This is a genomic window from Streptomyces sp. So13.3 (assembly GCF_005860785.2).
In the GTDB taxonomy this organism is placed as follows: Bacteria; Actinomycetota; Actinomycetes; order Streptomycetales; family Streptomycetaceae; genus Actinacidiphila; species Actinacidiphila fildesensis.
This window is the reverse complement of sequence record NZ_CP048835.1, coordinates 7,297,055-7,314,268: the sequence shown is the minus strand read 5'-3', so window position 1 is coordinate 7,314,268 and position 17,214 is coordinate 7,297,055. Positions and strand designations below refer to the sequence as shown.

The window sequence follows — 17,214 nt, the reverse complement described above, 5'->3', positions numbered from 1 at the left end:
GGGGTCCGGACCGTCCTGGCCCGCGGGCTTCTCCAGTGTGGTGGCCGGTGTCATCGCGTCCCCCGTTCGGTGTACTTCGCCAGCGCGGCGGCGTCCTTCTGCGTCAGGATCTGCGGGCCGGTGAGCACCGGCTTCCCGCCGCCCAGGACGTCTGCGTTGTAGCGGTAGAGCCAGAGCAGGTCCACGGCCTCGTAGCCCTGCAGATAGGGCTGCTGGTCGACGGCGAAGCCGATCGTGCCGGCGGCCAGCGCCGTGGCGACCTGTGCGTTGAGGTCGAAGGTGTCGACCTCGGCGGAGCTCGACGCCTGCTGCTTGGCCTTGACGGCGGTGGCCGCGAACGGCGCGCCCAGGGTGACGACCGCGTCGATGGACTTGTCGGCCTGGAGCTTGGCCTGGATCGTGGACTGCACGTCGGGCATGTTGGTGCCGTCGACGTTGAGGTTGTCCATCGTCCCGGCGAAGGTCTCCTTCGCCCCGGCGCAGCGGTCCTCGTGGCCGACGTTGCCCTGCTCATGCAGCACGCAGATGGCGTGCTTCTTCCCGCGCTTGTCCAGCTCGTCGCCGACGGCCTGGCCGGCGATCTTCTCGTCCTGGCCGATGTGGCTGAGTGCCCCGAAGGCCTTGGACTGGTCGGAGCCGGAGTTGATGGTGATGACGGGGATGCCGGCCTTCACCGCCTTGGCGACGACGTCCTTCATCGCGTCGGGCTTGGCGAGGGTGACCACCAGGCCGTCGACGTGCTGGTCGATGGCGGCCTGGACGAGCTGCGCCTGCTCGTTCGCCTGGTTGCTGCTGGAGTAGACGAACTTGATGTTGTCCTTGCGGGCGGCCTGCTTGGCACCGTTCTGGACGATGTCCCAGAAGGTGTCGCCGGCGCCCGAGTGGGTGACCATGGCCACCGTCCACTTGGGCGTGTCGACGCCCGAGCCGCCGCCCGCGGACTGCGCGGCCCGTTCCTCGGCGCGCTTGCCGCCCGTGCTGCTGCACCCCGCCAGTGAGGCCCCGAGCACCGCCGCCAGCAGTGCGCCGATCGCGCGCGTCCCCGTCTTAGCCATCGCCACGAAGCCTTGCCCTTCCCTGCGGATCCCGGTGCCGCCGGGGGCTCGATGATCAGCCCCGGCGGCCCAAGTATCTGTCAAGGGGAACGTGGCCGCTGTCATCGGGTACCGCGCTGGGTGTACTTCTCCAGCTGCGGCACGTCCTTGTCGGTGACGAGGGCGGGGCCGGTCAGCACCGGCCGGCCGCCGCCGATGACGTCGCCGTTGGTCTTGTAGAGCCACAGCTCGTCCACCGCGAGGTAGCCCTGGAGGTAGGGCTGCTGGTCGACGGCGAAGCCGACCTCCTTGCTCTTGAGCTGCTTGACCACGGCCGCGTTGAGGTCGAAGGTGTCGACCTCGACCTTGGCCTTGGTCTGCTGGACGGCCTGCACGGAGGTGGCGGCGAAGGGCGCGCCCAGGGTCAGGATGGCGTCGATGGACTTGTCCGCCTGGAGCTTGGAGGTGACGGAGGAGAGCACGTCGGGCATGTTCGTGCCGGTGACGTAGAGCTTCTGCATCGAGCCCTTGAAGGTCTTCGCGGCGCCGTCGCAGCGCTGTTCGAGAGAAACGTTTCCCTGCTCGTGGATGACGCACAGCGCCTTCTTCAGGCCCCGCTTGGTCATCTCGTCGCCGACCGCCTCGCCGGCCACCGCCTCGTCCTGGCCGATGTGGCTCAGCGCGCCGTAGGCGGCGGAGAACTGGGAGCCGGAGTTGATGCTGATGACGGGGATGCCGGCCTGGACGGCTTTCTGCAGCACCGCCTTGAGCGCGTCGGGCTTGGCCAGCGTCACGATGATCCCGTCGACCTTCTGGTCGATCGCGGTCTGGACGAGCTGGGCCTGCTCGTTCCCCTCCTTGTTGTTGGAGTAGAGGAACTTCACGTTGTCCTTCGCCGCGGCCTGCTTCGCGCCCTTCTGGACGATGTCCCAGAACGTGTCGCCCTCACCCGAATGGGTGACCATGGCGATGGTGAGTTGCGGGGTGCCCGCCCCGTTCACCGCGCTCGTGGCGTCCTTCTCCTCGGTCTTCTTGCCCCCGGAGCTGCTGCATCCGGCGGCGGCGAGCGATATCGCCAGGGCGAGTGCCGCCGCGGACAGAGCCGTACGCCTGCGTGCCATCGTGGGTCCGCCTTTTCCTCCGGCCGCCCGGGTCCGGTCCGGTGTACGGCACGGGGTGGTTTCTAATCGGGGCCGGGGTGCAGCGTCAAGACTTTGTACAGACATTCTTACGTTCGTGGCTAGGTACGGACCAGCAGCCGGAACTCGAACGCGTAGCGCGAAGCCCGGTAGATGTGCGATCCGAACTCCACCGCCCGCCCCTTGGCGTCGTACGTGGTGCGCTGCATCGTCAGCAGCGGCGCGCCCTCCGGCTCGGCCAGCAGCCGGCCCTCCTCCGCGGTCGCCGCCCGCGCGCCGACGGTCTGCTGGGCGCTGTGCAGCGTGATGCCCGCGCCGCGCATCAGCCGGTACAGGCCGGTGGCCTCGAGGTCGGCGGTGCTCAACGGCAGCAGATCGGGCGGCAGGTGGTTCGTCAGGTGCGCCATGGGCTCGCCGTGGGCCAGCCGCAGCCGCTCCACCACCACGACCTCGCTGCCCTCCGGCACCCCGAGCGCGGCCGCGGCCTGCGCGGAGGCGGGCGCGACGGAGTTGCGCAGCACCCGGGTGGCGGGACGCTGGCCCGCGGCGAGAAGGTCGTCGTAGAGGCTGCTCAACTCCAGCGGGCGCTTGACCTGGCTGTGCACCACCTGGGTGCCGACCCCGCGGCGGCGCACCATCAGCCCCTTGTCCACGAGGGACTGGATGGCCTGGCGCACAGTGGGCCGGGACAGACCGAGCCGGCCGGCCAGCTCGATCTCGTTCCCCAGCAGGCTGCCGGGGGCGAGCCCGCCGGTCTCGATGGCGCTCTCCAGTTGCTGGGCAAGCTGGAAGTACAGCGGGACCGGGCTCGAGCGGTCGACGCTGAGACGGAGCGGTGCGGGGTCGGGACTGGGCACGATGGGAGCGTATCGGCAGGTTGCCATGACGGGAAGTCCGTATGTCCGGACAAACTATTGACAGGCGGTGACGGCTCGCGGGAGGTTGGTCCCGCAGGGCACGCAAGCCGTATCAGCCGGAGGTGCCGAGTCCGTCGGGCGGCGGCCTCCGGAAGATCACCTTCCTGGAAGGGGCAGGGCCAGGTATGCGAATGGGACTTCTCGGGGCCGGTCGGATCGGGGCCTTCCACGCCGTAGCGCTACGGGCACACCCGGACGTCGGGGAACTGCTCGTCGCGGACGCCGACCCCGGCCGGGCCGCCGAGGTCGCCGCACGGACCGGCGCCACCGCCGCGGACTCGGTGGACGCCGTCTTCACCTCCGGGGTCGACGCGGTGGTGATCGCCTCCGCCACCGCGGCACACGCCACCCTCATCGAACGGGCCGCACGGGCGGGCCTGCCGGTCTTCTGCGAGAAGCCGATCGCCGTGGACCTGGCCGGCACCGTCGCCGCGCTGCGCTCGGTCGAAGCGGCCGGCACGACGCTGCAGATGGGCTTCCAGCGACGGTTCGACGCCGGATACCTGGCGGCGCGCGAGGCCGTACGGTCCGGCAGGCTCGGCCGGCTGCACACCGTGCGGGCCGTCACCTCCGACCCGGCCCCGCCGCCCGCCGACTACATCCCGCTCTCCGGCGGCCTGTACCGCGACTGCCTGATCCACGACTTCGACATCCTGCGCTGGGTCACCGGCCGCGAGATCCTGGAGGTGTACGCGACCGGCGCCAACGGCGGCGCGGACTTCTTCCGCACCGCGGGCGATGCCGACACCGCGGCGACCCTGCTCACCCTGGAGGGCGGAGTGCTCGCCACCGCCACCGCGACCCGCTACAACGGCGCCGGCTACGACGTCCGGATGGAGCTGGCCGGCACCGACGACCAGATCGCCGTGGGTGTCGACGCCCGCACCCCCGTCACCTCCGTCGAGCCCGGCGCCGCGAGCAGCGTCCCCGCCCCGTGGCCCGGCTTCCTGGAGCGCTTCGCCCCCGCCTACCGCGCCGAGCTGGACACCTTCGTCCGGGTGGCCCGCGGCGAGAGCGCCAACCCCTGCCCGGGACGCGAGGCGCTGCGCGCCCTGCTCGTCGCCGAGGCGTGCGAGGTGTCGCGGCGCGAGCGGCGGCCGGTCGCGGTCGCCGAGATCGCGGCCCGCGCCGAACTGCTCGCCGGCACCACGGCACGCACCGCGGAGGTGAGCGCATGAGGCTCGACCGGGTGGCCGCGGCGCCGATCTCCTGGGGCGTGTGCGAAGTGCCGGGCTGGGGGCACCAGTTGACGCCCGAGCGGGTACTGGACGAGATGGCGGCGCTCGGGCTGACCGCGACCGAGTTCGGACCCGACGGCTTCCTGCCGGGCCCGCTGCTCGCGGCGCGCGGGATGACGGCCGTCGGCGGCTTCGTCCCGGTCGTGCTGCACGATCCGGCGACCGATCCACTGCCGGAGGTGCGCACCGCGCTGGCCGCCTTCACCGCGGCGGGCGCCGGAACCCTGGTGCTCGCCGCCGCGACCGGGCAGGACGGCTACGACGCCCGCCCCGAGCTGGACACGCTCGGCTGGAAGACCCTGCTGGCCAATCTCGACCGGGTCGCGGCGCTCGCCGCGGCCGCCGGGATCACCGCCGCCCTGCATCCGCACGTCGGCACGATGGTGGAGGGCCCGGAGGACGTCGACCGGGTCCTGGAGGGCAGCTGGACCGGGCTGTGCCTGGACACCGGGCATCTGCTCGTCGGCGGCACCGACCCGGTGGCACTGGCCCGCCGGGCGGCCGGCCGGGTGGTCCACGTCCATCTCAAGGACGTGGACGAGGGCGCGGCGGCGGCCGTGCACGACGGGCGCACCTCCTACACCGAAGCCGTGGACCGTAATCTCTACCAGCCGCTGGGGCAGGGCGACATCGACCTCGCCGCCCTCATCGGCGCACTGGAGGACGCGGGGTACGCGGGCTGGTACGTCATGGAGCAGGACGCCGTGCTCACCGCGGAACCGCCGCCCGGCGGCGGCCCCGTCGACGACGTACGGGCCTCGCTGGACTGGCTGGCCGCGCTGTGACCGCCCCGGAGACCGCGCGGGCACCGGGCACCCCGTACGACGTGATCACCGTCGGCCGGGTGGGCGTGGACCTGTACCCCGAGCAGACCGGCGTCGGCCTCGCCGACGTCCGCACGTTCGCCAAGTACCTCGGCGGCACCGCGACCAACGTCGCGGTGGCCGCGGCGCGTTACGGCCTGCGGACCGCGGTCCTCACCGGTGTCGGGGACGATCCGTTCGGCGGGTACGTACGCGGCGCGCTGCGCGGCTTCGGGGTGGACGACGCGCTGGTGACCACGGTGCCGGGACTGCAGACGCCGGTCGTGTTCTGCGAGATCTTCCCGCCCGACGACTTCCCGCTCTACTTCTACCGGCGCCCCGTCGCCCCGGACCAGTGCCTGGAACCGGAACGGCTGGACCGCGCGGCGGTCCGCGACGCGCGGGTGCTGTGGATCACCGGCTCCGCGCTCGCCGTCGAGCCGACCCGCTCCACCCTCTTCGCCGCGCTGGAGGAACGGGCCGGCCGCGAGGTGTACTTCGACCTCGACTGGCGGCCCGGCTTCTGGGCCGACCCGGCCGAGGCGCCCGAACTGTACGCACGGGCCCTGCGGTACGCGACGGTCGCGGTCGGCAACCGCGAGGAGGCGCAGGTCGCGGTGGGCACCAGCGATCCGGACCGGGCCGCCGAACTGCTGCTGGACCGCGGGGTGCGCCTCGCCGTCGTCAAGCAGGGACCGGATGGAGTGCTGGCCCGCACCGCGACCGAGAGCGTCTCCTTCCCGCCGGTACCGGTCGAGGTGGTCAACGGCCTCGGCGCGGGTGACGCCTTCGGCGGCGCGCTGTGCGCCGGTCTGCTGGCCGGCCGGCCGCTGTCCCGTGTCATCAGCACCGCCAACGCGGCCGGCGCGCTGGTCGCCTCACGGCACGCCTGTGCCGACGCCATGCCGACCCTCTCCGAGGTGGAGGCTCTTCTCACGCGACAGGCGCGGCAAGCGGTCCCCGCGGCCGTCGACGCCGAAACGAAGAGGTCCCGCGTATGACCGCGAAATCCCGCCCCGTACGGCCCTTCGCGCCCGTTCCCGAGGCCCAGACCCAGTCGTCCGCGGTCGACCGGCGCCCCGCGCCGCTCGCGTCCTCGGTCGACGAGATCACCCGGCTGCGGGCGTCCGCGCCGGACGCGATCCGGCTGGCCTGCGCGCAGCGCACGCCCTTCGACCCGTCCCGGCTCGCCCGCCCGCTGTTCGTGCTGGCCGCCGACCATCCCGCGCGCGGCGCCGTCGCGGCGGGCGGCGACCCGACGGCGATGGGCGACCGCCACGAGCTGCTGGCGCGGTGCGTCGAGGCGCTGGCGCGCCCCGGGGTGGACGGCTTCCTCGGCACGGCCGACCTGGTCGAGGACCTGATGCTGCTCGGCGCCCTCGACGGCAAGCTCGTCCTGGGGTCGATGAACCGCGGCGGGCTGCCCGGCGCGTCCTTCGAGCTCGACGACCGTTTCACCGGCTACGACGCACCCGGTATCGCGGCGGCCGGCCTCGACGGCGGCAAGGTGCTGCTGCGGATCGACCCGGAGGACCCCGGCACGGCCGACACGCTGGCCGGCTGCTCGCACGCGGTGCACACGCTCGCCGCGCGCCGGCTGCTGGCGCTCGTCGAACCGTTCCGTACCCACCGGGTGGCCGGGCGGGTCGTCAACATCCTGGAGCCCGACGCGCAGATCTACGTCAACAACATCGCCCAGGGCCTGGGCAGCACCTCCGCGTACACCTGGCTGAAGGTCCCGGTCGTCGACGAGATGGAGCGCATGATGGCCTCGACGACCCTGCCCACCCTGCTGCTCGGCGGCGAGGGCACCGGCGGTCCCGACGAGCGGTACGCGGCCTGGCAGAAGGCGCTGCGGATACCGCAGGTGCGCGGTCTGATCCTCGGCCGCACCATGCTCTTCCCGGACGACGGCGACGTGGCGAAGGCCATCGACACCGCCGTGTCGCTGGTCGACCGCAGCCCGTCCGCGCCGGAGAACGCCCGATGACGCCGGGCGGCGGGCCCACGCGGCTGGCCGGGCACGTACCGGCCGCGAGCGCCGCCCGCGACGGCTACGACCTGTGGGTGGACCCGGAGGGCGCCGGCTGGGGCTACAGCTCGCTGCGGGTGCTGACGCTGGCGCCCGGCGAAACGCGCACCCTCGACAGCGGTGACAGCGAGTGGATCGTGCTGCCGCTGGCGGGCGGCTGCTCGGTCGCCGTCGACGACGAGGTCTTCGAACTGCGCGGCAGGCCCGACGTGTTCAGCGGCGTCAGCGACTTCGCGTATGTGCCGCGGGACGCGCGCACGGTGCTCACCAGCCGGGCCGGCGGCCGCTTCGCGCTCACCGGGGCCCGCTGCGAGCGGCGGCTCGCTGCCCGTTACGGGCCCGCCTCCGGCGTGCCGGTGGAGCTGCGCGGCGCGGGCGGCGCGAGCCGTCAGGTCAACAACTTCGCGGCGGCCGGGGTCTTCGACTGCGACCGGCTCATCGCGGTCGAGGTGCTCACCCCCGGCGGCAACTGGTCGTCGTTCCCGCCGCACAAGCACGACGAGGCGAGCGCGACGGAGTCCGAGCTGGAGGAGATCTACTACTTCGAGCTGGCGGGCGGCCCGGGGGCGATGGGCTACCAGCGGGTCTACCCCTCCGGCGCCGGACGGACCGACGTGCTCGCCGAAGTGCGCGGCGGCGACGCCGTACTGATCCCCGACGGCTGGCACGGCCCGAGCATGGCCGTCCCCGGCTACGACATGTACTACCTGAACGTGATGGCCGGGCCCGGCGCCGACCGGGCCTGGCTGATCTGTGACGACCCCGCGCACGCCTGGGTACGCGGCAGCTGGGCCGCACAGTCCGTGGACCCGCGACTGCCGCTGTACACCGCACCTGTGGAGACCGCATCAGTGGAGGAACCGCGCCCATGACGACCACCGTCAGGCTCACCGTCGCCCAGGCCCTCGTCCGCTTCCTCACCGTCCAGCACACCGAACGGGACGGCGTATGCCGCCGGCTGATCGCCGGGACCTGGGGCATCTTCGGCCACGGCAACGTCGCCGGGGTCGGCCAGGCCCTGCTGCAGACCGGCCACGATGTCATGCCGTACTACCAGGGCCGCAACGAGCAGGCGATGGTGCACGCCTCGGTCGGCTTCGCCCGGATGAACAACCGGCTGTCCACGATGGCCTGCACCACCTCCATCGGGCCCGGCGCCACCAACCTCGTCACCGGTGCGGCCCTGGCCACCATCAACCGCGTGCCGGTACTGCTGCTTCCCGGCGACGTGTTCGCGACCCGCCCCGCCGATCCGGTGCTGCAGCAGCTGGAGGTGCCGTGGGCGTACGACATGTCCGTCAACGACACGCTGCGGCCGGTCTCCCGCTACTTCGACCGGATCTGGCGCCCGGAGATGCTCGCGCCCTCCCTGCTGCAGGCGATGCGCGTCCTGACCGATCCGGTGGACACCGGCGCGGTCACCCTGGCGCTGCCCCAGGACGTCCAGGCCGAGGCGTACGACTGGCCGGCCGAGCTGTTCGAGCAGCGGGTCTGGCACGTACGCCGTCCGCAGCCGGACGCGGCGGCGCTGGACGAGGCCGCGGAGCTGCTGCGGTCCGCCGAACGCCCGCTGATCGTGGCGGGCGGCGGTGTGATCGGCTCCGAGGCCACCGACGCGCTGCGCGAGTTCGCCGCGGCCACCGGAATCCCGGTGGCCGAGACCCAAGCGGGGAAGGGCTCGCTGCGCTTCGACCACCCGCAGGCGCTGGGCGGGATCGGCCACACCGGCACCGGGCCGGCCAACGCCGCCGCCCGCGAGGCCGATGTCGTCCTCGGCATCGGCACCCGCTGGACGGACTTCACCACCGCGTCGAACTCGCTGTTCGCCCACCCGGACGTGCGCTTCGTCAACCTGAACATCACCGCGTTCGACGCGCACAAGATGGCGGGCACCGCCCTGGTCGCCGACGCCCGGTCCGGTATCGAGGCGCTCACCGCCGCCCTGGCCGGCCACCGGGTGGACCTGTCCCGGCACGACCGGGGCGTCGCGGAGTGGCAGCGCGCCACCGACGCCGTCTTCCGGCCGGGCGGCGACGCGGGCGACAGCCTCCCCTCGCAGACCCAGGTGCTGGGCGCCCTGGCGGAGGTGCTCCAGGACCGCGACGTGGTCATCAACGCGGCCGGCTCGCTCCCCGGCGACCTGCACAAGTTCTGGCGGTCCCGCGACCCGAAGCAGTACCACGTCGAGTACGGCTACTCCTGCATGGGCTACGAGATCCCCGCCGCGATCGGGGTGAAGCTCGCCGCGCCCGACCGCGAGGTGTTCGCCCTCGTCGGCGACGGCACGTATCTGATGCTGCCCACCGAGATCGTCACCGCGGTCCAGGAGGGCGTCAACATCAACCTCGTGATCGTGCAGAACCACGGCTACGCCTCCATCGGCGGACTGTCGGACTCGGTCGGCGCCGAGCGCTACGGCACCGCCTACCGGTTCCGGGCCCCGGACGGCACGTTCACCGGCGATCCGCTCCCCGTCGACCTGGCCGCCAACGCCGCCAGCCTCGGCCTGGACGTCCTGACCGCCCGCACCGTCAAGGAGCTGCGCGAGGCGCTGGCCACGGCCCGCGCCTCGGACCGCGCGACGGCCGTGTACGTCGAGACCGGGCCGGGCACGGGCGGGGAACCGGCCTCCGGCGCCTGGTGGGACGTGGCCGTCGCCGAGGTCTCCGACCGGCCGGCCGCCCGCCGGGCCCGCGCGGAGTACGAGCGGGCGAAGCGCGGCCAGCGGCACCACCTGTGACCGGCCACCCGGGTTCCGTTTGGCGCCCGGAGGAACGCTGAGGGATAACTGCGTCATGGACGCATCACAGGCCGACGCCTACCTCTCGCGCATCGGGGCCGACCGCCCCGCAATACCCGACGCCGCCGCGCTGCGCGACCTGCAGCTTCGTCATCTGCTCACCGTGCCGTTCGAGAACCTCTCGATCCATCTCGGCGAGGAGATCGTGCTGACGCGGGAGGCGCTCCACGCCAAGGTCGTCGGGGCCCGGCGGGGCGGCTTCTGCTACGAACTCAACGGTCTGTTCGGTGCGCTGCTGACGGAGCTCGGGTACCCGGTGAGCCTGTTCGCCGCCCGGGTCTTCGACAAGGACGGGGTCCTCGGCCCGCCCTTCGACCATCTGGCGCTGCGCGTCGAGGCCTCCGGCTCCTGGCTGGTGGACGTCGGTTTCGGCCGGTTCACCCAGCACCCGATCCGGCTGGACAGCCGCGAGGACCAGTCGGACCCCAGCGGTGTCTTCCGTGTCGCCGACGCGCCGGACGGTGACGTCGACATCCTCAAGGACGGCGTAGCGGAGTACCGGCTGGAGCAACGCCCCCGCGAACTCGCCGACTTCGAACCGACCTGCTGGTGGCAGCGCACCTCCCCCGCGTCCCACTTCACCCGGTCGCTGGTCTGCTCGCTGCTCACGCCGACCGGCCGGATCACCCTCAGCGGCACCTCCCTCATCACCACCGAGGGCGACGAACGGCACGAACAGGACCTGGAGCAGGACGAACTGCTCGCCGTCTACCGCGACTCCTTCGGTGTCGTCCTCGACCGGCTCCCGGTCCAGCCGGCGGCGCCGGAAGAATCGAACTGACGGGTGGACGGTCACACCTTCGCGGGATATCCGCCGCCCGAATCACCCGGCGTACCGGCTCCCGCACGGCCCCCGCAGGTATCCGTCACCCCAACGGGCCTTCTCACCACGGGAGTTGTCGGGTGGGCGCACCGCACCCGGCGGCCCGCCCGGCTCGCATACGATGACGCCGTCGAGCAGCGGGCGTCCGCGCTACGACCTCCGTCACCGCTGGAAGACTCCGTCACCGCTGGAACTGGATAGTCATGAATCCCGACAGGTTCGACCGCCTGGTGCAGATCCGCCGCCACATCCACGCGCACCCGGAAACGGCGCGCAAGGAGTTCGGCACCACCGCCTTCATCGCCGAGCAGCTCACGGCCGCCGGTCTCGCGCCGCAGATCTTTCCCGGCGGCACCGGCCTGTACTGCGACATCGGTGACGGCCGCGGCCCGCTCGTGGCGCTGCGCGCCGACATCGACGCGCTGCCCGTCGCGGACGAGAAGGAGGTCCCGTACCGGTCCACCCAGCCCGGGACGTGTCACGCCTGCGGGCACGACGTGCACACCACGATCATGCTCGGGGTGGCACTGGGGCTCGCCCAGGCGCCCGAAGCGATCGAGGGGCGGGCCCGGTTCATCTTCCAGCCCGCGGAGGAGGCCGTACCCAGCGGCGCCCACGACGCCATCGCGGCCGGGGTGCTCAAGGACGTGGCGGTCATCTACGCCCTGCACTGCGATCCCGCGGGCGAGGTGGGCCGGGTCGGGATCCGCACCGGGCCGATCACCTCCAGCCTGACCGCCTTCGACATCCAGATCACCCAGCCGCCGGCCGGCACCGCGCCCGGAGCCCATCCCGCGGACCTGGTGATGGTGATGGCCAAGCTCATCACCGACCTCCCGACCGCCCTGCAGAACGCGCTGCCCCCAGGCGCCGCGATGGTCGCCTCGGCGGTGTTCGGGACGGTGAACAGCGTGCCCGGACCCGACGGCCGGCCGGAGCGCGTCACATCCCTGGGGACGGTGCGGTCGCTGAGCCGGGAGGCGTGGGCGGCGGTACCGGAACTGTTCGAGCGGCTGGCCTCCGCGATCGTCTCCCCGTACGGGGTGACGTTCAACGCCGACTTCAACCAGGTGGCGCCCGCGGTCACCAACGACCCGGACGCTATGCGGGTGTTCGACGCGGCGGTCACGTCGGCCCTCGAACCCGGTGCGCGCTACGAGACCCCGCAGAGCCTCGGCGGCGAGGACTTCGCCTGGTACCTGGAATCCGTGCCCGGCGGCCTGGCCCGGCTCGGGGTCCGGCCCCGCGGCCGGGCGACCGCCTACGACCTGCACAGCGGGCGGTTCGACGTCGACGAGGAGTGCATCGCCGTCGGCGTGAAGCTCATGCGCGAGACCCTGCGGCTGGCGCTCACCGAGTACAGCGCGCGTTGAGCCGCGGACCCTGACCGAGCCCTCGTCCCGGACGAGGACTCAGACGCCCCAGGTGCGGCGCTGCGCCGCGAACGCCTCGTGGAACTTGGGGAAGGTCTTCTTCACGCATCCCGGGTCGTCGAACGTGACACCCGGGGTGCGCAGCCCGGCGACGGCGAAGCTCATGGCGATGCGGTGGTCCCCGTGGCAGGTGATCTCGGTGGCGACGGGCGTGCCGGGGTGGATCTCGATCCAGTCGCGTCCGGTCTCGACCCGGATGCCCTGCCGGCGGAGGTTCTCCGCACACGCGTCCAGCCGGTCGCACTCCTTGACGCGGGTGTTGTAGACGTCCTCGATCCGCACCGGGCCGTCGGCGAACGGCGCGATGGCGGCGAGGGTCGGCATGGTGTCGGAGATGTCGCGCATGTTGACGGTGACCCCGGACAGCCGCCCGGTGCCGGTGACGGTGGTGGCGTCCGCTCCGGTCTCCACCTCCGCGCCCATCCGCCGCAGGATGTCGACGAAGCGCAGATCGCCCTGGAGCGCGTCCGCGCCCAGGCCGGGGACGGTCGCGGAGGCGCCGGTCAGCGCGGCGGCGGCGAAGAAGTAGCTCGCGGTGGAGGCGTCGGGCTCGATGTCGTAGTCGGTGGCGCGGTAGCCGCCGGGCGGAACGGTGAGGGTGTCGCCCTCCCGCAGCACCTCGACGCCGAAGCTCCGCATCATCGCCAGGGTGATCTCGACGTACGGGGCGGAGACGAGCCCGGTGACGCGGATCCGCAGACCCTCGGCCGTGAGCGGGGCGACGAGCAGCATCGCGGTGAGGAACTGGGACGACAGGCTCGCGTCGAGTTCGAGGTCGCCGCCCTTGATGCCGCGCGCGGTGACGGTGAGCGGCAGATGGCCCTCCGCTTCCTCGTGCCGCAGGTCGACGCCGAGCCGGCGCAGGGCGTCGGTGAGCGGGGCGACGGGGCGGCGGCGCATCTGGGCGGAGGCGTCGAAGCGGTACGTGCCGTGTCCCGCGGCGGCGAGCGCGGGCAGGAAACGGGCGGCGGTGGCCGCGTCACGGCAGTACACGTCCGCCTGCCCGACGGCGGGGCCGGCCGGCCGGCCCTCGATCCGCCACCGGTCCGGCTCCCGCTCGACCGCGTAGCCCAGCTTCGTCAGCCCCTCGGCGAAGCCGTCCGTGTCGTCGGAGAGCAGCGGCCGGCGGAGCGTGGTCGTGCCCTCGGCGGCGGCTGCCAGGAACAGCGCTCTGGCGGTGACCGACTTCGAACCCGGCACGGCGACAACGGACACTTCTGGGCCTCCCGATACGACTCGGACGCGCGTCAGCGGCGTTGCTGATGCCTTGATCGGGACCGATTCTAGGTCCGCGCACATCAGGTGACGGAACCGGTGGCGTTGCCGGGCAGCACCTAGTAGCGCACCGGCAGCCGGTGGACACCGCGGATCAGCATGCCGCGGCGCCAGGTCAGGGTGGCGGGGTCCGCGTCGAGCGCCAGGTCCGGGCAGCGTTCCAGCAGGGTGCGGATCGCGGTCCGGCCCTCGATACGGGCCAGCGGGGCGCCGAGGCAGTAGTGGATGCCGTGGCCGAACGCCAGATGGCCCTGGGCGGAGCGGTGGATGTCGAAGGTGTCGGGCTCCTCGAAGCGTTCCGGGTCGCGGTCCGCTGAGGCCAGCGCCACCAGGACCGGCTCGCCGCTCGGGATGACGGTGCCGCCGATGTCGACGGGCTGGGTGGTGAACCGCCAGGTGGAGGTCTCGACGGGCCCGTCGTAGCGCAGCATCTCCTCGATCGCGCCGTCCAGCAGCGAGGGGTCGGCGCGCAGCTCGGCGAGCTGGCCGGGGTGCCGGAGCAGTGCCAGTACCCCGTTGGAGATCAGGTTGACGGTCGTCTCGTGCCCGGCGACCAGGAGCAGGAAGGCCATCCCGACGAGTTCCTCGGCCGACAGCTGGTCGCCGTCCTCGTGCCGGGTGCGGATCAGGGCGCTCATCAGGTCGTCGGCGGGGGCACTGCACCGTTTGTCCTCGATGAGCTCCACCAGGTAGGCGCCCATGGCCTCCACCGCGGCGTTCTCCGCCTCGGCGCCGGCCTGCCCGACGATCACGTTGGACCAGCGCCGGAACGCTTCGCGGTCCAGCGACGGGACGCCGAGCAGTTCGCAGATGACGGTCATCGGGAGCGGGAAGGCGAGCGCGTCCACCAGGTCGGCGCGGCCGAGCGGCAGCATCTCGTCCAGCAGCTCGTCGGTGATCTCCTGGACCCGGGGCCGCAGCGCCTCGACACGGCGTGCGGTGAACTCCTTGGCCACCAGCTTCCGGAGCCGGGTGTGCTGCGGTGCGTCGGCCTCCAGCATGTTGGCGCTGATGGCGCCGGGTTCGGCGAGCGGGTCCAGGGTGCGCCAGCTCTTGCTGAACCGGGAGTCGGCGAGCGCCGAGCGCACCGCCTCATGGCCGACGACGAGCCACAGCTCGCCGTTGTCGACGGTGCGGACCCGATGGACCGGGCCCTGCTCCCGCAGCTTGGCGTAGATCGGGTACGGGTCGGCGGTGAACTCCTCGCCGTAGGCGGTCAGATCGATGATCTCGGACATGCCCATAACCTCCCCCTGGTCAGACGGGTTCGCCTTGCTCCGCACGGTAACCGGCCGTCGGCGGAGCGCGCCTCCCCCTCACGGAGGAGTACAGCGGGCAGGAGGTCAGGGGACCCGGGGGTCCGGTGGTCAGGGGGTCCGGTGGTCAGGGGGTCCGGTGGTCAGGGGGTCCGGTGGTCAGGGGGTCAGCGGGCGTCCGCCAGGCGGGCCAGCAGCTCGGTCAGCCGCTTGGCGACGGTGTCGCGGTCGCCTTCGGTGAGCTCAGGTCCCATCCCGCAGGCGACGGCGCCCGCGGCGATCCAGTCCGGCGCGGTGTCGACCGTGATGCCGCCGGCGGGCAGCAGCGCGGCCTGCGGAAGGGCGGCGCGCACGTCCTTGATCCAGCCGGGGGCGTAGCCGGAGGCGGGGAAGAGCTTGAGCGCGTCCGCGCCGAGTTCCATGGCGCGGACCATCTCGGTGGGGGTCGCCACGCCGGGGAAGACCGGGACGCCGTAGCGGTGCCCGGTCCGTAGGACGCCCTCGTCCAGGCTCGGCGACACCAGGAAGCGGGCTCCGGCGTCGACGGCCATCCGGGCGGAGGTGGCGTCCAGTACGGTGCCCGCGCCGATGATCGCGTCATCGCCGACCTCGCGGACGAGGGTGGTCACCGCTTCGAGCGCGAAGGGTGTGGTGAGCGAGATCTCCAGTGTGGTCAGCCCGGCCGAGAGCAACGTGTCGGCCACCGCGGCGGCCTGGTCGTAGCTCTCGCTGCGGACGATGGCGAAAACCCGCTGGGCCAGCGCGGCCCGGGTGATCTCCCAGCGGTACACGGCGGATCGCCGTCCTTCCTCGGTGCTGTGGAACGGGGGCGGATCATCGTCTCCCTGGAACGCTATCGGGTGCCTCTGACACCGAGGCCTGCGGTTCGCGGGGATGTATCCGGTCCGTAACACGCGAAAGAGCGGGGCGGGCGCCGGAGGAAGGTCCGGCGCCCGCCCCGCTCACTGGGGTCGGAAGGCGGTGGGCAGAGGGATCGGCAGCTGCTCGGCAGGGCGCTCACCAGGCACCCGGAAGGATGCTCAGCAGGCACCCGGAAGGGTGCTCAGCAGCTGAAGTCGACCAGCTTGAACGACGCGTAGTGGTCGGCGGTGTAGTAGTCCTCGTCGACCGCTTGGCCGGTGATGATCCGGCGGGCGCCGCGGGTCGGCGACCCGGGCGTGACGACGGTGTACCCGTGGTAGTAGCCGCTGGTGTGACTGGGCAGCAGGTGTTCCTGGTTCCGGAACACGACGCCGTCCTGCGAGTACGGGAACGGCCCGCCCGCGTCGATGAGGTCGAGGGTGTGGTGGGCCTGCGACGGCAGCGCCGAATAGCAGATGCTGCCCACCGCGTTGACCGTCACCGTGGCGGACGAGCCGACGGCGGCGGAGGTGGGGGCGAGGGCGGCGGGAGAGGCGGCGACCGCCGGGCCGCCGACGAGGAGGGTGCCCGCGAGGACGGCGAGCGCGCCGATACGAGTGAGACGTGGGGTTCTCATGGACACCACCATGACGCGCGTAGACCTGGCCCCGTCAATGCCAACCACACACTGTTTTCCAGGAGTTAACCGGTCACGGAAGATGTGTGAGAACCGGCGCGGGCCCGGCACGATCGGCCCGGGTGACCGGCCGGCCGGCCCGTACGGACGCCGCTCAGCCCTGGTGGGTGGAGAACAGCCCGCCCGTCGGCCCCTGCTTGTCGCCGCCCTGAGCCTTCTTCAGCGCGTTGGCCAGACCCTCGATCGTCATCGACTGCAGGATGACGCGGCCGTTGCCCTCCAGGGTGGCCAGCGACAGCCCCTCGCCGCCGAAGACCGCGTTCATCAGCCCCTGCCGGTCGAGGCCGCCGATCCGCTGCACCCCGTACTCGATGCCCTCCTCGAAGGCGACGATGCAGCCGGTGTCGACCTCGATCCGGCCGCCGAAGTCCGCCGGGTTGAGGTCGATGAAGTTGCCCGCGCCCGCGATGATCACCGTGCCGTGCCCCGTGAACTTCTCCAGGATGAAGCCCTCGCCGCCGCTGCGGCCGGTCCGTCCGCCCTGGAAGGCGATACCGAAGTGGACGGTCGACTCGGCGGCCACGAAGGCGTCCTTCTCGGCGAACCAGGCCCGCGAACCGTCCAGCTCCAGGGCCCGCATCTCACCGGGCAGCACCCCGGCGAAGCCGACGGTGCCCTCGCCGCCGGACGCGGCGAAGTACTGGAAGGCGAGGCTCTCGCCCGCCAGCGCCCGCTGCCCCGCCTGCATGGCCGTGCCCATCGCCTGGCGCAGCATGCCGCTCATGCCGCCGGACGCGCCGCCGCCCGGCTGGACACCGCCAGGTCCCGACAGCCGGGTCTCCATGGTGACGTTCGACGTCTTGAACAGGAACTTCCCCGCCTCGCAGTACACCGTCTGACCTGGCTGAAGGGTGCATACGGTCATCTGCATGGCGGTGCCGACGATCTGCTGCTGCAGGGTCACAG

16 protein-coding genes are annotated in these 17,214 nt (G+C 72.4%); 8 read left to right on the top strand and 8 right to left on the bottom strand.

All coding sequences use genetic code 11. The features are described from left to right. Positions 1 to 50 precede the first annotated feature (50 nt). The 3 genes from C8250_RS32715 to C8250_RS32705 form a co-directional block, all read right to left on the bottom strand. Positions 51 to 1,055, bottom strand: coding sequence for a sugar ABC transporter substrate-binding protein (locus tag C8250_RS32715; protein ID WP_187145057.1), 1,005 nt, complete (start codon positions 1,053 to 1,055; stop codon positions 51 to 53). Between the two features lie 101 nt (positions 1,056 to 1,156). Next, positions 1,157 to 2,155 carry a sugar ABC transporter substrate-binding protein gene (locus C8250_RS32710; protein ID WP_138355581.1) on the bottom strand — a complete coding sequence of 333 codons (999 nt, stop codon included), beginning with the start codon at positions 2,153 to 2,155 and terminating at the stop codon, positions 1,157 to 1,159. A gap of 119 nt (positions 2,156 to 2,274) precedes the next feature. Further along, positions 2,275 to 3,030: a GntR family transcriptional regulator gene (locus C8250_RS32705; protein WP_244809500.1), complete on the bottom strand. Its 756-nt coding sequence runs from the start codon at positions 3,028 to 3,030 to the stop codon at positions 2,275 to 2,277. Between the two features lie 185 nt (positions 3,031 to 3,215). Here C8250_RS32705 and C8250_RS32700 point away from each other — a divergent pair, with 185 nt between their 5' ends. The 8 genes from C8250_RS32700 (at position 3,216) to C8250_RS32665 (ending at position 12,159) form a co-directional block, all read left to right on the top strand. Next, entirely contained in the window at positions 3,216 to 4,268 is a 1,053-nt protein-coding gene (locus C8250_RS32700; protein WP_138355583.1) for a Gfo/Idh/MocA family oxidoreductase, read from the top strand. Further along, on the top strand, positions 4,265 to 5,113 hold the full coding sequence (locus tag C8250_RS32695) for a TIM barrel protein (protein WP_138355584.1): 849 nt from the start codon (positions 4,265 to 4,267) through the stop codon (positions 5,111 to 5,113). The genes C8250_RS32700 and C8250_RS32695 overlap by 4 nt, the downstream gene beginning before the upstream one ends. After that, on the top strand, positions 5,110 to 6,132 hold the full coding sequence (gene iolC / locus C8250_RS32690) for a 5-dehydro-2-deoxygluconokinase (protein ID WP_138355585.1): 1,023 nt from the start codon (positions 5,110 to 5,112) through the stop codon (positions 6,130 to 6,132). Before C8250_RS32695 ends, iolC begins: the two co-directional genes overlap by 4 nt. Next, complete coding sequence (locus tag C8250_RS32685) at positions 6,129 to 7,121, top strand: deoxyribose-phosphate aldolase (protein ID WP_232485838.1); 993 nt, start codon at positions 6,129 to 6,131, stop codon at positions 7,119 to 7,121. The genes iolC and C8250_RS32685 overlap by 4 nt, the downstream gene beginning before the upstream one ends. Continuing rightward, complete coding sequence (gene iolB / locus C8250_RS32680) at positions 7,118 to 8,035, top strand: 5-deoxy-glucuronate isomerase (RefSeq protein ID WP_187145056.1); 918 nt, start codon at positions 7,118 to 7,120, stop codon at positions 8,033 to 8,035. Before C8250_RS32685 ends, iolB begins: the two co-directional genes overlap by 4 nt. Then, positions 8,032 to 9,903 (top strand): 3D-(3,5/4)-trihydroxycyclohexane-1,2-dione acylhydrolase (decyclizing), encoded by a 1,872-nt coding sequence (gene iolD, locus C8250_RS32675; protein ID WP_138355586.1) that lies wholly within the window; start codon positions 8,032 to 8,034, stop codon positions 9,901 to 9,903. The genes iolB and iolD overlap by 4 nt, the downstream gene beginning before the upstream one ends. Positions 9,904 to 9,958: 55 nt before the next feature. Further along, the gene (locus tag C8250_RS32670) at positions 9,959 to 10,744 is read left to right on the top strand and encodes an arylamine N-acetyltransferase (protein ID WP_138355587.1); all 786 of its coding nucleotides are present in this window, start codon (positions 9,959 to 9,961) and stop codon (positions 10,742 to 10,744) included. Between the two features lie 245 nt (positions 10,745 to 10,989). Further along, positions 10,990 to 12,159 (top strand): amidohydrolase, encoded by a 1,170-nt coding sequence (locus C8250_RS32665; protein ID WP_138355588.1) that lies wholly within the window; start codon positions 10,990 to 10,992, stop codon positions 12,157 to 12,159. Positions 12,160 to 12,198: 39 nt separating this feature from the next. Here C8250_RS32665 and aroA read toward each other — a convergent pair whose 3' ends face one another. The 5 genes from aroA to C8250_RS32640 form a co-directional block, all read right to left on the bottom strand. Beyond that, on the bottom strand, positions 12,199 to 13,434 hold the full coding sequence (gene aroA, locus C8250_RS32660; protein WP_138355589.1) for a 3-phosphoshikimate 1-carboxyvinyltransferase: 1,236 nt from the start codon (positions 13,432 to 13,434) through the stop codon (positions 12,199 to 12,201). A gap of 119 nt (positions 13,435 to 13,553) precedes the next feature. After that, entirely contained in the window at positions 13,554 to 14,738 is a 1,185-nt protein-coding gene (locus C8250_RS32655; RefSeq protein ID WP_138355590.1) for a cytochrome P450, read from the bottom strand. 179 nt (positions 14,739 to 14,917) lie between these two features. Further along, the gene (gene eda / locus C8250_RS32650) at positions 14,918 to 15,541 is read right to left on the bottom strand and encodes a bifunctional 4-hydroxy-2-oxoglutarate aldolase/2-dehydro-3-deoxy-phosphogluconate aldolase (protein WP_138355591.1); all 624 of its coding nucleotides are present in this window, start codon (positions 15,539 to 15,541) and stop codon (positions 14,918 to 14,920) included. A 272-nt stretch (positions 15,542 to 15,813) separates the two neighbouring features. Continuing rightward, positions 15,814 to 16,248 (bottom strand): ribonuclease domain-containing protein, encoded by a 435-nt coding sequence (locus C8250_RS32645; protein ID WP_138355592.1) that lies wholly within the window; start codon positions 16,246 to 16,248, stop codon positions 15,814 to 15,816. Positions 16,249 to 16,402: 154 nt separating this feature from the next. Further along, positions 16,403 to 17,212 carry an AIM24 family protein gene (locus tag C8250_RS32640; protein WP_138355593.1) on the bottom strand — a complete coding sequence of 270 codons (810 nt, stop codon included), beginning with the start codon at positions 17,210 to 17,212 and terminating at the stop codon, positions 16,403 to 16,405. Positions 17,213 to 17,214 lie beyond the last annotated feature (2 nt).

Coding starts and splice junctions, on each gene's coding strand:
- C8250_RS32715 (WP_187145057.1), bottom strand. CDS start 1,055: ATGGCTAAGACGGGGACGCGCGCGATCGGCGCACTGCTGGCGGCGGTG.
- C8250_RS32710 (WP_138355581.1), bottom strand. CDS start 2,155: ATGGCACGCAGGCGTACGGCTCTGTCCGCGGCGGCACTCGCCCTGGCG.
- C8250_RS32700 (WP_138355583.1), top strand. CDS start 3,216: ATGCGAATGGGACTTCTCGGGGCCGGTCGGATCGGGGCCTTCCACGCC.
- C8250_RS32695 (WP_138355584.1), top strand. CDS start 4,265: ATGAGGCTCGACCGGGTGGCCGCGGCGCCGATCTCCTGGGGCGTGTGC.
- C8250_RS32685 (WP_232485838.1), top strand. CDS start 6,129: ATGACCGCGAAATCCCGCCCCGTACGGCCCTTCGCGCCCGTTCCCGAG.
- iolB (WP_187145056.1), top strand. CDS start 7,118: ATGACGCCGGGCGGCGGGCCCACGCGGCTGGCCGGGCACGTACCGGCC.
- iolD (WP_138355586.1), top strand. CDS start 8,032: ATGACGACCACCGTCAGGCTCACCGTCGCCCAGGCCCTCGTCCGCTTC.
- C8250_RS32670 (WP_138355587.1), top strand. CDS start 9,959: ATGGACGCATCACAGGCCGACGCCTACCTCTCGCGCATCGGGGCCGAC.
- C8250_RS32665 (WP_138355588.1), top strand. CDS start 10,990: ATGAATCCCGACAGGTTCGACCGCCTGGTGCAGATCCGCCGCCACATC.
- C8250_RS32655 (WP_138355590.1), bottom strand. CDS start 14,738: ATGGGCATGTCCGAGATCATCGATCTGACCGCCTACGGCGAGGAGTTC.
- C8250_RS32645 (WP_138355592.1), bottom strand. CDS start 16,248: ATGAGAACCCCACGTCTCACTCGTATCGGCGCGCTCGCCGTCCTCGCG.